Annotated in this window: 14 protein-coding genes; 6 read left to right on the top strand and 8 right to left on the bottom strand. The window is 68.5% G+C overall.

The window, feature by feature from the left end:
• Positions 1-29: 29 nt before the first annotated feature.
• The gene (locus tag B9S61_RS16155) at positions 30-434 is read left to right on the top strand and encodes a hypothetical protein (protein ID WP_103542888.1); all 405 of its coding nucleotides are present in this window, start codon (positions 30-32) and stop codon (positions 432-434) included.
• A 165-nt stretch (positions 435-599) separates the two neighbouring features.
• Here the strand turns inward: B9S61_RS16155 and B9S61_RS16150 are convergent, their stop codons facing one another.
• From B9S61_RS16150 to B9S61_RS16120, 7 genes are all read right to left on the bottom strand, one after another.
• Positions 600-1,880: a site-specific integrase gene (locus B9S61_RS16150; protein WP_103542887.1), complete on the bottom strand. Its 1,281-nt coding sequence runs from the start codon at positions 1,878-1,880 to the stop codon at positions 600-602.
• Positions 1,880-2,104, bottom strand: coding sequence for a helix-turn-helix domain-containing protein (locus B9S61_RS16145; RefSeq protein WP_103542886.1), 225 nt, complete (start codon positions 2,102-2,104; stop codon positions 1,880-1,882). The genes B9S61_RS16150 and B9S61_RS16145 overlap by 1 nt, the downstream gene beginning before the upstream one ends.
• The gene (locus B9S61_RS16140) at positions 2,104-3,549 is read right to left on the bottom strand and encodes a replication initiator (protein WP_103542885.1); all 1,446 of its coding nucleotides are present in this window, start codon (positions 3,547-3,549) and stop codon (positions 2,104-2,106) included. The genes B9S61_RS16145 and B9S61_RS16140 overlap by 1 nt, the downstream gene beginning before the upstream one ends.
• A 150-nt stretch (positions 3,550-3,699) precedes the next feature.
• On the bottom strand, positions 3,700-4,419 hold the full coding sequence (locus B9S61_RS16135) for a DUF2637 domain-containing protein (protein WP_103542884.1): 720 nt from the start codon (positions 4,417-4,419) through the stop codon (positions 3,700-3,702).
• Positions 4,420-4,454: 35 nt separating this feature from the next.
• Positions 4,455-5,843, bottom strand: a complete 1,389-nt coding sequence (locus B9S61_RS16130; protein WP_103542883.1) for a cell division protein FtsK — start codon at positions 5,841-5,843, stop codon at positions 4,455-4,457.
• Position 5,844: 1 nt separating this feature from the next.
• The gene (locus B9S61_RS16125) at positions 5,845-6,033 is read right to left on the bottom strand and encodes a hypothetical protein (protein WP_103542882.1); all 189 of its coding nucleotides are present in this window, start codon (positions 6,031-6,033) and stop codon (positions 5,845-5,847) included.
• Positions 6,030-6,383, bottom strand: coding sequence for a hypothetical protein (locus B9S61_RS16120; protein ID WP_103542881.1), 354 nt, complete (start codon positions 6,381-6,383; stop codon positions 6,030-6,032). Before B9S61_RS16120 ends, B9S61_RS16125 begins: the two co-directional genes overlap by 4 nt.
• A gap of 155 nt (positions 6,384-6,538) precedes the next feature.
• On the opposite strand from B9S61_RS16120, the gene B9S61_RS16115 reads away from it, so the two are divergent.
• From B9S61_RS16115 to B9S61_RS40350, 4 genes are all read left to right on the top strand, one after another.
• On the top strand, positions 6,539-7,402 hold the full coding sequence (locus B9S61_RS16115) for a GntR family transcriptional regulator (RefSeq protein ID WP_103542909.1): 864 nt from the start codon (positions 6,539-6,541) through the stop codon (positions 7,400-7,402).
• 556 nt (positions 7,403-7,958) lie between these two features.
• Complete coding sequence (locus B9S61_RS16105; RefSeq protein ID WP_103542879.1) at positions 7,959-9,206, top strand: helix-turn-helix transcriptional regulator; 1,248 nt, start codon at positions 7,959-7,961, stop codon at positions 9,204-9,206.
• Positions 9,207-9,363: 157 nt separating this feature from the next.
• Positions 9,364-9,708: a hypothetical protein gene (locus tag B9S61_RS16100; RefSeq protein ID WP_103542878.1), complete on the top strand. Its 345-nt coding sequence runs from the start codon at positions 9,364-9,366 to the stop codon at positions 9,706-9,708.
• Positions 9,709-10,597: 889 nt separating this feature from the next.
• Entirely contained in the window at positions 10,598-10,891 is a 294-nt protein-coding gene (locus B9S61_RS40350; RefSeq protein ID WP_146064861.1) for a hypothetical protein, read from the top strand.
• A gap of 280 nt (positions 10,892-11,171) precedes the next feature.
• Here the strand turns inward: B9S61_RS40350 and B9S61_RS16090 are convergent, their stop codons facing one another.
• Complete coding sequence (locus B9S61_RS16090; protein ID WP_258039683.1) at positions 11,172-12,317, bottom strand: site-specific integrase; 1,146 nt, start codon at positions 12,315-12,317, stop codon at positions 11,172-11,174.
• Between the two features lie 119 nt (positions 12,318-12,436).
• On the opposite strand from B9S61_RS16090, the gene B9S61_RS16085 reads away from it, so the two are divergent.
• Positions 12,437-14,086: an IS4 family transposase gene (locus B9S61_RS16085; protein ID WP_103542876.1), complete on the top strand. Its 1,650-nt coding sequence runs from the start codon at positions 12,437-12,439 to the stop codon at positions 14,084-14,086.
• Positions 14,087-14,101: the final 15 nt, after the last annotated feature.

Here is a 14,101-nt window from a genome sequence, read left to right as displayed (position 1 = left end):
ATAGAGAAGATCGCGCTCACGAAGTCGACATGGCCGTTGAGCTGGGCATGGAGAGCGGGTCCGTGCTGGTTCTGGCCTGGGCGATGGATGGTTTCAATGAAGGCATGGCGATCGAGTTCAGGGGCCCCGGAGAGTCGGGCGCAAAATCGCTTGGAGACCCTATTGATGTGAGTAATCACATCGATTGGAGCCGGTTCCTCGGTGTGTCGATCGCCAGCCTCGGAGCCGCCTGGCATGTCCCTAACGAGGGATGCCCAGAAATGCCTTGGGCGTACCGCTTCGGGTTCTCCGATAAGTCGAGCCTGGTGATTGCGCTAGGTGAATCCGACGGGGCGGGATTCACCTATATGCCTGATGCGCTAGTCGTGATTTTCGATGAGAGCATTGCGGCCGCCTATAAGATTCCAGCGAGCGGCACTTCTTCGTCTGGGTAGATGGAATCGGGCGCTGGGATTGATGCGTTCCGCATACCCTTGGTTTGATTGCGCAATTTCCTGGCGATTGAATTATGGGGGAAATAGAAGAAAGCAAAGGGGCCCCGCCGGAGTGATCTCCGGCGGGGCCCCTTTGGTCGTTTGACGGCAACGGTGACGGCAACGTCAGCGGACGACGGTTGCGGTGGGTGGGTCGTCCGGGGCGTCGGTCTGGCTGAGGATACTACCGAGGGTGTCGATGGCCTGGCGCTGGAGGCGGAGTCGGACGTGGGCGTAGACGCCGGCGGTGACGCCGATGTGGGCGTGGCCGAGGAGTTCCTTGATGACGACGAGGTCGACGCCCTGATCCAGGAGGAGGGTGGCGGTCGAGTGCCGGAGGTCGTGGAAGCGGATCGTCCGGAGTTCCGCGCCGTGTAGGAGGCGGCGGAAGCGGCGGGTGAGGTTGGTGGGGTCGAGCGGCCTGCCTTTCGGGGTGGTGAAGACGAGTCCGTTGTCCGTCCAGCTCGTTCCGGCAGCCTGGCGCTCTTCCTGCTGCCGTTCCTGGTGGATCTTGAGGGAGTTGATGCATTCGGTGGGGAGGGCGATGCGGCGCTCGGAGGCCAGGGTCTTGGTGTTCAGGACGGTCAGACCCTGGCTGCGGGTCCGCTGGAGGGAGCGGTGGATGGTGGCGGTGCCGCCGTCGAGGTCGAGGTCTTCCCAGTGGAGGCCGAGGAGTTCGCCCTTGCGGAGTCCGGTGCGCAGAGCGAGTTCGTACAGGGCGTGAAGCCGGTCTCCGTTGGCCGCATGGAGGAGTTGCCGGGCTTCGGCGGCGGTGAGGGGCTGGAAGCGCCTGGGGCGGGGCGTGGTTGTCTTGACGTTCCGGGCGACGTTGCGCGGCAGCTCGTCCTCGCGGACTGCGTGTTCCAGAGCGGACTTGAGCACGGCGTGGACGTACGTCACGGTCAGCGGCGAGAGCCGCTTTCCGCAGCACTGGCCGATGGCGCAGCAGGACCGCCGGACGGAGTCCCGTTCCTGGGCGCAGCACTGGCAGGCGGTGCGCAGCCCGTTGAGGAAGGTGCGCACGTCGCGGGTGGTGAGCCGGGCGAGTTTCTTGACTCCGAGGCCGGGATTGAGGTGGAGACGGATGGCGGCGGCGTAGCGGGTGTGAGTGTTCTCCCGCAGGTGGTGAACGGCGACGCCGTCCAGCCAGTACGCGAGGTAGGCGTTCACCGTGCTGTCGGCTGCGGCGATGGGGAGACCGCGGTTGCTGGCGGCGATCTTCTCGGTGAGCTTGGTCATCGCGTCTCTACGGGTAGCGCCGTAGACCCGGACGCGCTTACGGGTGTTGCCGGGGGCCAGCACGTATCCGGCGGCTTCCCAGCGCCCGTCCTTGCGCTGGTAGATGGTCCCGTCACCGTTCGCACGGGCGCGGGAGCGGCGGGACGGAGCGGGGCGGGCTGTGGTCATCAGGCGGCTTCCTGTTCCATGCGGGTGCGGATGAAGTCGGTGAGGGCGTGGGTGGGGATGCGGCGGGCGCGGCCGAGGGTGATCGAGGCGAGCTGGCCGGTGCGGAGCAGGTCGTAGACGGCGGAGCGGCCGAGCTGGAGACGGGCCATGACCTGGGGCACCGTGAGCAGATCCAGCGCCGGTGCCACTTCCGCGTGGAGGACAGCGAGCGGGGGCGAGGCCATCAGCAGCCCCCTTCGGCCACGAACTGCCGTTCCAGTTCCCTGCGATGCCAGACGCCGGCGGCAAGGAGGGCCGCGCCGGGGCTGTAGCCCGAGCCGAGGTAGTCCCAGCGGCCGACGACGAGTGTGGTCGTCGGGTCTGGTTCGGGCAGTCCGGCGTGGGCGTGGGCCTGTTCGGTGCGCCAGGCGCGGCGGACGTCACGCAGCGCGCCCAGGGTGGTGGAGTAGCTGCGGGACTTGGTGGAGAAGTGGCCCCGGAAGCCGAGCATGTGCGCCCACTTCCGGAGCTTGAGGTGGGCGAATTCCGGCAGCTTGCCCAGTTCCCAGCAGGTGCGGATCATCTGCCGGACGTGCCGGGCGACGGGGAGCCGGGTCAGCGGGCGGGCCTGTCCGGTGCCGTCGCAGGCGGTGCACGGGAGCGGGGTGCCGTGGGGCAGGAGGGTGGCGCCGCGTCCCTGGCAGGGGCGGCAGAGGAGGGTGCGGTCGAGGGTGCCGGAGGCGTCGGCGGACTTGGTGGCGTACTTGGCCACGTAGGCGGCCACGGCCTGGTCGGTAAATTCGGCGTCGGTGCCGAAGGAGGCGATCTCGCGCACGTCGAACTGTTCGCCCCATCCGAGTTCGCGTTCCCCGACTGCATCCGACTCCACTGTGACGCGGACCCGCGCAGCGGCGGCGCGGGCAGCCTCAGCGAGCACGGCGACGGTGGCGTACGGCGGCGAGGGCTGGCTGCTGCCGTCCGGGCCGTCGAGCCGGATGACGGCGTGAAAGTGGACCAGACCGCGCTGCTGGTACTCGGCGACCTTCGCGAAGGACACCCGCAGGACCGTGTGGGCGGCCTTCTGGGTCATACCGAGCCCGGCGGCGATCTCACGGCGCAGGTAGGTGGTGAAGCGGCCCCACAGGGCAGAGGCGTGGGCGTTGAACAGGACCGCGCCCGCGTAGTCGTACGTCGCCGGGTTCAGCGGCGTGCCGATCAGGGCGTCGTTAAGTTCGTGGATCTTGCGGCAGCGGCAGGGCCGGACATCGCCACCGGGGGTGGTGAGGCGGTTGTGGACGGGGCCGAAGGACGGCGGGGTGAGGGTGACGAAGACGCGGGGGTGGGTGCGGACTGTGTCAGGCACGGTCTTGCCGCCGGAGAGGCCGGCGCGGATGAGGTGGTAGGTGTCGGCGGCGTAGAGGCGGGAGCAGGCAGGGCAGCGCGAGGCGCGGCGGTTGCCGCACGCGGTGAGCAGGCTGCCCGTGGGCTCGTCGGAAGAGGTGTAGGAGCGCAGCACCTCGCCGGTCGTGGTGTCGATGGTGGTGCTGTGGCCGGTCAGGCGGACGGGTTCGGTGCAGCCGCCGAGGTGTTCGATCTGCTGCTGTGCGTGGTCGAAATCGGGGTGGTTGACCAGGTGGAGAAGGTCCCGTACGGCGGGGCTTGCCACGTGGCGCAGGTCCAGGGTGACCATTCGGGGCGTTTCCCTTCTGTCCGGGGTGGTGGCCCCGAGCAGCAACCAGCCGGATCTGTAGGCGTGTTGGTGCTGCTCGGGGCATGGCGAACCAGGCCCGGGGGTGAGTGTGGGTTCAGCGAGGGGGATGCGGCCGGGGATGGCCGGGGCTCAGAGCTGAACCAGTGCGGCGGTGGCCACCGGCAGGGCGACGCCCATGCGCGCGCCCAGGTGGGCGGCGCTGATCGGTGTTCCGTGCTCGGCGCGGTGGGTGTCCGCGATGCGCCGGGCCGCGTCCAGGAGGGCGACCGGCAGAGCCGGGCCGGAGGCAGGCTGAGTTATCTTGGCGGCGGCGGGCGGAGCAGTGGCCGGAGCCGGAGTGGGCTCCAGTTCCTCGACAGGGGCGGGCGTCCGGGGCTCGGGTGCGGGTGCTTCGTCGGGCACCGGTTCCAGGATGGGGAAGGCGGCCTCCAGGGGCGGGGTGGGGTGGGTGTGGGTGTGGAACTGGGCGAGGAAGGCGGGGCCGACGTGGCCCCAGCCGAGGAGCAGGAGCGGGGCCACGGTGTCGAGGCAGGCCCGTCCGTAGCGTCCGGTCAGCAGGGGTTCGGCGGTGTTCAGGGCGAGGGTGAGTAGGCCGCACAGGTGGAGCAGCCGGGTGCCGGCCTTCAGCTCATGCTTGGGGACGCCGTGCAGGGCGAGGAAGCGCAGTGCGACCAGGAGCCCGACGACGGACAGGTCGACCATGGGGGCGATCAGTGGCGCGATCGGGTGGGGGACGCCGAGTCGCAGGGCGAGTGCCCAGACGTTGCCGAAGGAGAAGACGAAGGCCAGGGCCGCGATGACCGCCATGACCACGGTCACGGTGCGCCGGGTGAACCGTTCCTCCGCCATGTCCTCAACCTCTCTTCCAGTGTGGGCTTTTACGGTTACTTGGTGAGCGACGGCAGGGGTTCCGCGGTCCGTCCGGTCGCGGCGAGGAGGGCGTCCAGGCAGAGGTCCGGGTCGGCGGTCAGGTGCGAGGTGGCTTCGGCGACGCGGGCCGTGTCGGCGTCGGAGACGTAGGGGGTGCGGATGCGGGTGTAGCCGGGGCGGCCCTGCATCGCCATCACCGCGACGCCGACGTAGGCGGGGTCCTGCAAGGTGACCGGGCTGGCGTCGGGCCAGTTGCGGATGTCCTCGCCGAGTGCGGCGACCGCGGCTTCCACGGTCTTCTGTGCGAAGGACAGCCCGATGGGGCACACGTCGCGGATGAAGGTGGGGATGGCGTCGCCGCTGGTCTTCTGGCTGATCAGGATCACCAGGATGCCGACGCTGCGGCCCTTCTTGACCAGGTCCTCCACCAGCCGGGCGTTCTCCGCCGTCAGCGCGGCCAGGCGCTTGGTGGTGGCGTCGCTGCCCTTGTACTCGCGGAAGTACGTGTGCGCCTCGTCGATGATCAGGACCGTGAGCGGCCAGTCAGGAGAGGGGTCGACGTGCCACATGTTCTTCACGCCCAGCACGTCCCGGATGGTCGCCGAGCGCCGCTTGCGCAGCTCCACCAGGCGCTTGAACAGCGCGTTCGCCTCGTCCAGGTCGTCGCCGCAGAAGGCGAACATCCGCTTGACCAGGTCGGCGTAGTCGCCCTCCGAGGCCCGTGACACCTTTCCGTCCGCGCCCGCGATCTGCACGGCGGCCGACGGTGCGAAGTCGCAGACGAACTTGTTGACCCCTGAGGTCTTGCCCGCACCCGGGACGCCGGCCACCGTCACCCCGGGCACGTTGGCCAGGGACACGCACACCTTCGCGGCGTACTCGTCCACGCCCAGCTCCCAGCGCGTCAGATCCGCAGGTGGACGACCAGTGGGCCGGTGAGTGGTGGGCGTGGTCAGCGGGTCCGAGCGCACGCCCCGGATCACCACCATGCCGGGGCCATCCGGCAGCACGGACACCCGCGTGCACCGCCAGGCATCGGCCAGGAACCGGGCCGACTTCTGGTACTCCTCCAGCCCGACCTGCGGCAGCGTGCGCGCCCGGACGATCACCCCGAACTGGTCGGGCTTGACCTTGATCTTCGGAGTCAGCACCCGGGGAGCGGGCGGGGGACTGTCCTTCTGGGCGGTGATCTGCGCGAGCAGGCTCGGGGTCTTGTCGGTGACCGTCAGCTTGGCCATCCGCGCGAGGCGTACCCAGCCCCAGCGCACTCGCACGGCCTGTCGCATGCTGACCCGCGTGCCCTTGTCTGCGCGGACGTAGCGCATCACCGTCATCAGCAGCCACGCGCCGACCAGCACGACTGAGACCAGCAGCGCAACCGTCGCGTATCCCGTGGCTTCCATGTCAGGCCCCCTCTTCGTGTATCAGGTGGAGCACGTGGGCCAGGTCGAGGCGGGCCGCCTGCTCCGGGCTGAGGCCGAGTAGATCGAGCACGGCGGCCGAGACGGCGAAGGTGGCCTTGCCCTCGGTCTCCGGCAGCGGCCGGAGCGGAGACAACTCCCGTTCCGGCACGCGGCGTTCGAAGCGGGTCACTGGGTTGCCTCCACGGTGATCAGCTCCAGACGGGCGGCCCGGTAGGCGACGCCGTCGGACAGCTGACCGTTGAAGATCCGCGCCCACGGGGTCGCGAACAGTTCCACCGGCCGCACCATCGCCCCCGGCTTGAGCCCGGCCGCCAGGCCCGTCTCCGGGACGGTGATCTTCAGGACCTCGGCGCGGCCGTCCTCCATGAGCATCACGGTCACCGTGTACAGCGACGCGCCGGTCTCCCGGTCGGTGGCGACCTCCCCGGTCTGAGTGTCCTTGATCTTCAGCGCCGGTTCGGTGCCCGCGATGCACACCGCCGACGGCAGCAGGGCAACACGGATACGGGTCATGGCCATGCCATCACATCCTCGTTCGATGGAGCCGCTTGATCGACTCGATGACGATCATAGCGCTACGGCGATATAGATGCAACGCACGCATAGGTGGGACGGTCGATAAGGATGGTGGTGTGGGCGTGTGCGGCAGGCGCTACGGACGCTACGGTTGGCCCATGACCTTGCCCTTGGACGACGACCCGCGGCCCCCCTATCTCCAGGCCGCCGAAGTGCTGCGGGCCGCCATCCTCAGCGGCGAACTCCAGCCCGGTGAGCGCCTGCCGTCGGCGCGCGAGCTGCAAGAGCGGTTCGGTGTCGCCAGCTCCACGGTCCAGAACGCCCTGCGCGTCCTGCGACAGGAGGGGCTGGTCTACTCCGTCCTCGGCCGGGGCAGCTACGTCAGCCTGCCCCTTGACCAACAGGACACCGGAGAAAAGGACGGCGACGAAAGCGCGGCAGGAGATGGCCCCTTCCCTCCTGGGTGGCGTTCGGCCCGCGCAGAGGACAACCGCCCCCCCTTCGTCCGGACCGCGGACACCCTGCGCGAAGAGATCAAGGAAGGACTCTTCCCCCCGGGTAGCAAGCTGCCCTCCGCGCGTGAGCTGCAAGAGCGGTTCACCATCGCCAACTCCACCGCGCAGAACGCCCTTCGCCTCCTCAAGAGCGAGGGGCTGATCTACGCCGTCAAGGGGCGCGGCGTCTTCGTCCGCACCGCCCCGACACCCGGCAAGAACTACAGCTCCAAGGTCGTCCAGCACCTCCAGCGCGAGGAGGCCGAACGCCAGGCCCACAGGGCTGCCGGCGAATTCGCACATCTCGCCGACGCCGACCTCAAAGCGCTTGCCGACCAAATCCATGACGAGCTCAACCAGACCCGCACGGCCTACCAAGCAGCGGTCGAGAAGGGCCGGAAGATCACCCGCGAACTGGCCCGCCGTGGCCAACTCGCGCCACCGCTCCACGACGATCCCGCAGCCGCCCGCAAGGAACTCGAAGAGAGACTCGCCGACGCGAAGAAGCGCCGTCAGCAGGGCCCCTGACGGTCAGGCTGACAGCTCGGCCCATGGGTGAGCTGTTCAGAGTTTCTTTACTTGTTCAAGGCGGTCCGCTGGCGCGGCCCGCGCGCGCTCCGGCCCCGCGGGGCCGCCGCCCGCTCCTGTCTCCGCCCCGCTGGCGACGGCCCCGCCGGTCCGGGCGCGCAACAGCCAGCACAGCGAAGCACCTGGGGCGCTGCCCCAGACCCCGGCCCTCTCTCTGAGGGGCAGGGGGCCCGAGTGCGGGTGCAGCTTCGTCGTGGTGTGGGGTCGAGGTCGCGGGAGGGGTCCCTCGTCGCCCGGTCACCGGAGGCGTACCAGGAACCCCCGGGGGCCGCCAAGGCCGAGCGCACGCGTCACGAGGTGAGCCTTGGCGGCCCCCGGGGAACCCTGGTCCGGCGAAGCTGCCCGACCGACGAGGGACCCCTCCCGCTCAGGCCCCGATCCTGCCGGAGTTCCGGCGCGCCAGGTCGTGGGGTAGCCCCTGTGGGTGGGTGCCTGCCGGATCGCCCCCGGGTGATGTGCTGGCCGGGCGTACCGTGGAGTGGGAGGTGGTGAGTTGATGACTACGGAGCTGGCCGACAACGTCCGCAAGTACCGGCGTCGCGCGGGGATGAGCCAGGAGGAACTGGCCCATGCCGCAGGCGTATCGCCGGGCACGGTGCGCAAGGCTGAGCAGGGCGGCACTCTCCGCATGGAGACCCTGCATACGCTTGCCCGCGCACTGGGCGTGACCACGGCCGCGCTGATGGCCTCGGATGCCCCGGAGCCCGTCGGGCGGACCGAGGAGCCGAACCGCGTCAACCTGATCCAGCTCCGCGCCGCCCTCACCCCGGCCGTCGGGCTCGTGGACCAGGACGCCGAAGCCGTGGGCGAGGAGCCGAATCTGCGCACCTTCCGGCGGACGCTGCAAGACGCACGGGTGCTGTACTTCTCCGACAGCTACAAGAGTGTCGCGGCCCAACTGCCGGGCCTGCTGCGTGATGCCGCACAAGCCGTCGCCTACTACGACAGCGGGGACGAGCACCGGCAGGCCCTGCTGGCACGCGCCGAGGCGCTGCGTCTGGCCGGCACCTACCTCACCCAGGTACGGCAGTACGACATCGCGTACGCCGCTGTGCGCGGCGCCATCATGGACGCCCGTCAGGCCGGAGACATGCTTGCGGCGGGCTCCGGTGTCGGCTGCATGTGCTGGCTGTTGGTGAGGCAGGGCCGCTTGGATGAGGCGGAACAGGTCGCCGCCCGGAGCATGGACGCGGTGGAGCCGAAGATCACCGGGGCCGAGCCGGACCACTACGCGGTGTGGGGCGGCCTGGCGATGGAGGCCGCCGCCGCAGCCGCGAGGAACAACCGTCCCGACGAGGCGAAGGCGTACCGTCAGGCCGCCCGGGTCGCGGCAACCGCAGTTGGGACGGCACATCGCAATGTTTCCCGGCACTGGTCCGTCTTCGGGCCGGTTACCGTCGCGGTCAAGGCACTTGAAGACTCTCTGGTCATCGGCGACGCCCGTGCGGTGGTGCGCAAGGCGGGCGAGCAGGAGGAGTTGTCGCCCAAGGCGTGGAGGCGCTTGGGCAGGCCCAGCACCAACGACGGGAACCGCTTCACCCTCGATGTGGCGCGCGCCCACACCCGGACCGGCGACCTGTCCGCCGCCATGGACGAGTTGACCCGCGCTCGGGAAGCCGCCCCGCAGTGGCTGCGGCACCAGAACGGGGCCGCCGAGACCATGCAGGAGATCCTGGGCAAGCGCAAGCGCACCCTCACGACGGAGATGCGTGAAATGGCCGACTACCTGGGCGTCGTCGGGTAGCTGCCACGCAGCGTGGCAGTTCGCGAACCAAGAGTCGCGAACTGCCATGGCTCTCGTCTGGGGTGACAGTCAGTCAGTGCCTACGGTCGGTGTGTCCACCATCAGTGACCCAGGCCGGGGGTGCCCAGTGAGCCAGCCCAGGAGCGATGCCGACCGCATGCGTCGCAGAGAGCTGTACGACGCCGCGTCGGGTGGGGGTGGTCCCCGCTTACTGCCATGGACCAGCCCGGAGGGGAAGCCCTGCTACCTGAGCACCGACGGCCGGGGCTACCTCTCCACCCTCGCTGACAGCATCGAGACAGTACAGCTCAGCATGGGCCAGGAACTGCTGGAGTACGCCCGAGAAGCCACGGCTCCCGGAGTGCCGACTTTGTCGGCCACCGAATACCGTTGGTTGGCCTGCCGGTTGACCGAGGCCCTGGCGGACGCGCTCCGAGTAGCCGACTCGCGCGGGCGGCGCCTCCCGGACCCGGAAGAGGAAGAGGTGGACGAGGGTGCCTGACTCTGCGGAGACCGACGCACCGGTCCGCGACGCCGCACGGGGGCGCTACCGCTTCCGCGAGTACCACGTGACCACCGTCCCCGACCCCCTGGCACTGTCGGTTTTCACGGCAGTCTGCGTCACCGGCGAGGAAAGTAACTGCGGTGCCACATCCGGCACCCTGCACACCCCGGACGAGCTGACGCATTGGATCGCCGGACACTGCGCTCAGACCGGCCACCAGCACTACGAGCAGACCGTCCGAGCGATACTCCGCGCCCAGCCCGGCGCGTGGCAGTAAAGTCCCCCTGCGCCGACACTCCGCCAGCGGCAGCGTCACCGTGCGCCCTCGCGCTCTTGACGGCAGTACCGACGGCAACACCCACGGATTCCCCCGCACAACCACGGACGCCAGCGGAACCCGAAACCGCCGCTGATCTGCGAATACGCAGATAGAGCGGGCCCGCGTAGCACACGTACTATGTGCTGGCGGGGCAGACGCCGGTCCTCGTTCACAATGCAAACTGTGTTGATGCGATGCTCGATGATGCCTCTGAGGCGTACGTGCGGGGTAGGCACATGCCCGGAGGGCGTCAGGTCACTTCTGACAAGAGCGTCTTCAATTCGGACGTGGACTTGGACGACCTGGTGGATAACGCAAATCGATGCAAGTGTCATGGCCCGAACGCGAACGGGAACTTTGAGCGCGACGCCAATGCGGGTACTGTGATCGGTCGCCTATCGGACGATGCTGGTGGGCTGCCCACGACGTGGTATCGAGTCGTTCAAGACAAGTACGGCGGCGTGATCACAATGCACCCCATTCCGAAGCCGGTAGTGCCTAGGTGATTGTTCGTGGGGTCGGCTCGATCTTTGCGAGCCGACCCCACGAAATAGAGTGGGAGTTTTAATGGGCCTTACGGTCTACATCGAAGATCAGAATCATCAGCGGGTGTATGCAGGTAGGGAGGCTGGGGCTTACCTCGAAGCGATCTTGCCGCACGTTGATGCTGATGCCCTTCTGGCGGGAGTTCATCTTCATGGTGACACAATGTTCAACTCTCCTCAGCTGGTGCGGGTAATGGGTGAAATTAACCTCTTGATTGAGCGAAATTTCGACGCAAAGAGTGATGCGGTGGAATTCAAGTCCACTCTAGACGGAGTGGTCAGGCGCAGAGGTTATCTGTGGATCTCCGGTGATTGACTCGACTCGGTCCCTGCGGGCTATCCCATTCGCCAGTGCCGCGCTCGCAAAGGATGAGTGGCTAGATGTGCGGCAGGGTCGACTTTTCCTGTCGGCAGAGAATTGAAGGTGATCAACTCCGAACTGTCGGAGGTTCGCGCCATTCTCGCGCTGGCTGGGCGTGAGCCTCGTTGCCCGATGCCCCGCCTACTTCGCTAGGTGACAGAAGCAAACTGAAGCCCCGTCAGGTGCATCCTGGCGGGGCTTCTGCGTGGGGTGACGGCAGTAGTTGACGGCAACGTCAGCGGACGAGCGCGGTACAGGGTGGCGGTTCATCGCCGTCGGATCGTGCCGTCTCGGTGGTCTCCCGGTCGACGAGTGCGGTGCCGAGGGCGTTGATGGCATCGCGCTGGAGGCGGAGCCTTACGTGAGCGTAGACGCCGGCGGTGACGCCGATGTGGGCGTGGCCGAGGAGTTCCTTGATGACAACGAGTTCGACGCCCTGTTCCAGCAGCAGGGTGGCGGTGGAGTGCCGGAGGTCGTGGAAGCGGATGCGGCGGAGGCCGGCCTTGCGGAGGAGCGTGAGGAAGGTGCGGGTGAGGTTGGTCGGGTCGATCGGTCGGCCCTGCGCGGTGGTGAACACGTGCCCGTCGTGCTGCCATGTGGTGCCCGCGGCCTCCCGCTCGCGCTTCTGCTGCTCGTGGTGGTGCTCCAGCGACTGGACACAGCGGGCGGGGAGAGCGATGCGGCGCTCGGAGGCCCGCGTCTTGGTGGGCAGCGTGGTGAGCCCGCCGGTGCTGGTGCGCTGCAAGGTTCGGCGGATTGCGGCGGTGCCAGCGTCGAGGTCGAGGTCTTCCCAGCGCAGGCCGAGGAGTTCGCCCTTGCGGAGTCCGGTGTGAAGAGCGAGTTCGAACAGCGCGCGTAGCCGGTGGCCCTGGGCGGCGGTGAGGAGCTGGCGGGCTTCGTCGGCGGTGAGGGGTTCGAAGCGTCGGGGCCGTGGGGTGCCGGTGCGGACGTTGCGGGCGACGTTGCGCGGGATCTCTTCCTCGCGGACGGCGTGCTCCAGGGCGGACTTGAGCACGGAGTGGATGTAGGTGAGCGTCAGCGGAGAAAGCCGCTTGGAGCAGCACGTTCCGACTGCGCAGCAGCGGGGCTCATCACGGCTTGAATCGATGCCACGCGCGCAGCACTGGCACGCGGTGCGGAGCTGGTTGAGCCAGGTGCGGACGTCCTTGGCGGAGAGCTTGGCCAGCTTCTTCTTGCCCAGGCCGGGGACGATGTACCGGTCGACGCAGGCGGTGTAGCGGGTGTGGGTGGTTTCGCGCAGGTGGTGGAGGGCGACGTTCTCCAGCCAGTACGTCAGGTATGCGGCCACGCTGCCTTGCGCGGAGGGGATGGGGAGGCCGCGGTTGCTGGCGGCGATCTTCTCGGTGGGGCCTTTCCCCAAGGCCGGGAAGTTAGCGTTCTCGCAGGTCCTGCAAGCACATTGAGGGTTCGAAGCGAAAGCACAACGGAGCTCGTTGGTACAGGCAGTCGACCAAGACAGCTTGTACGTGAGGAGCTCCGTTGCAGGTTCATCTTGCCCTGCCGTCCACGCTGACTGCCATCACCCGTACGGTGACCGTGGCCGCGGGCCGGTTCGCCCCGGGCCACCTGGGAGAGCTGACCGCCGTGGTGCCGTTCGAGCTCGTGGACGCGGTGCTGGCGGAGACGCGGACGGTGCAGCGGCGGCTGCGGGACCTGCCCTCTCGGGTCGGAATGTACTTCCTGCTCGCAATGTGCCTGTTCCCTGAGGTCGGCTACCGGCTGGTCTGGGACAAGCTCACCAGCGGCCTGGCCGGCATACCGGTGGCCTCACCGAGCACGAAGGCCCTGCGGGACCTTCGCCGACGGCTGGGGGCCGCGCCGGTTCGGTCACTGTTCGAGGTGCTCGCCGGGCTGCTGGCACGCCCTACCACGCCGGGGGTGCGCTTCGGTGCCTACCGGACCGTGTCCTTCGATGGCTGCAGCTCGCTTCGGGTGCCCGATTCACCCCGCAATCGGGCCTGGCTCGGGCGGACAGCCCATCACGGCTATCCCACGCTGGAGTTGATGACGCTGGTCGAGACCGGGACAAGGTCCATGATCGGCGCAGTGTTCGGCCCCACCGACGAGGGCGAGACCGCCTATGCCTGCCGACTGCTGCATCTGCTGAGGCCGGACATGCTGGTGCTGTGGGACAAGGGCTTCGACGCCAACGACTTCCTCGCCCAGGCGACCGCGACTGGCGCGAAGGTGCTGGGCCGGCTCCGCAGCAACCGGCGCACCCCGGTCCTGGCCCGTCTCGACGACGGCTCATACCTGTCGGTGATCGGCACTGTGGGCGTCCGGGTCATCGACGCTGAAATCACGGTGACCTGCGCTGACGGCACCGTCTTCACCGGCTTCTACCGGCTGGTCACCACCTTGACGGACGCCCGCCGGCACCCTGCGGCGACGCTGATCAAGCTCTACCACGAGCGCTGGGAACACGAGAGCGCGTACTACGCACTCCGCCACACGATCATGGCCGGACGGAAGCTCCGCTCGAACGACCGGGCCGGCCTCGAGCAGGAGATGTGGGCCCTGCTCACGCTCTACCAGGCCCTACGGACCGTGATGGTCGAGGCCGCCGAGTCCATCCCCGGCACCGACCCCGACCGCTGCTGCTTCACTGTGGCACTCCAGACCGCCCGTGACCAGGTCGTCCAGGCCGCCGGGATCGTTCCCGACGAGCAAGGACGCCTCGGACTGACCGGCCGCCGGGTGCTGTCCCGCCTCCTTGCGCCCCGCCGCCACCGGACCAGCACCCGCAAGGTCAAGTCGCCGATGTCCCGCTACAGCGAGCGACGCGACGACGGCCGCCCAGATCACAGCCGCATCATCACCGACCTCGCCGTCACCGTCCTCGAACCCGGCCCCGAACCGCCGCCTCTGCCCACCGTCTCCCGAGACGACCGCTACACCGCCCCGGCCCAGCGACGACGGCATCGCATCCTCGCCCTGCTGCAGGACGACCCGAACCGGCTGTGGAGACCCGCGGAGATCGCCGCCCACTTCGGCGACGTCACCCTGCACACCATGTATCGGCAACTGTCCCGATGGGCCAACACCGGGCTCATCCACAAGCTCGGACCCGGCCTCTACGCAGCCACAACCTGGACCTCAACCCCCTTGCCACCAGCACAAACAGGCTAACTTCCCGGCCTTGGG

The organism is Streptomyces sp. SM1 (assembly GCF_002910825.1).
GTDB classification, from domain to species: domain Bacteria; phylum Actinomycetota; class Actinomycetes; order Streptomycetales; family Streptomycetaceae; genus Streptomyces; species Streptomyces okerensis.
This window is presented reverse-complemented; position numbering and strand designations above follow the sequence as displayed.

Coding starts and splice junctions, on each gene's coding strand:
- B9S61_RS16155 (WP_103542888.1), top strand. CDS start 30: ATGGCCGTTGAGCTGGGCATGGAGAGCGGGTCCGTGCTGGTTCTGGCC.
- B9S61_RS16150 (WP_103542887.1), bottom strand. CDS start 1,880: ATGACCACAGCCCGCCCCGCTCCGTCCCGCCGCTCCCGCGCCCGTGCG.
- B9S61_RS16145 (WP_103542886.1), bottom strand. CDS start 2,104: ATGGCCTCGCCCCCGCTCGCTGTCCTCCACGCGGAAGTGGCACCGGCG.
- B9S61_RS16140 (WP_103542885.1), bottom strand. CDS start 3,549: ATGGTCACCCTGGACCTGCGCCACGTGGCAAGCCCCGCCGTACGGGAC.
- B9S61_RS16135 (WP_103542884.1), bottom strand. CDS start 4,419: ATGGCGGAGGAACGGTTCACCCGGCGCACCGTGACCGTGGTCATGGCG.
- B9S61_RS16130 (WP_103542883.1), bottom strand. CDS start 5,843: ATGGAAGCCACGGGATACGCGACGGTTGCGCTGCTGGTCTCAGTCGTG.
- B9S61_RS16120 (WP_103542881.1), bottom strand. CDS start 6,383: ATGGCCATGACCCGTATCCGTGTTGCCCTGCTGCCGTCGGCGGTGTGC.
- B9S61_RS16115 (WP_103542909.1), top strand. CDS start 6,539: ATGACCTTGCCCTTGGACGACGACCCGCGGCCCCCCTATCTCCAGGCC.
- B9S61_RS16105 (WP_103542879.1), top strand. CDS start 7,959: ATGACTACGGAGCTGGCCGACAACGTCCGCAAGTACCGGCGTCGCGCG.
- B9S61_RS16100 (WP_103542878.1), top strand. CDS start 9,364: ATGCGTCGCAGAGAGCTGTACGACGCCGCGTCGGGTGGGGGTGGTCCC.
- B9S61_RS40350 (WP_146064861.1), top strand. CDS start 10,598: ATGGGCCTTACGGTCTACATCGAAGATCAGAATCATCAGCGGGTGTAT.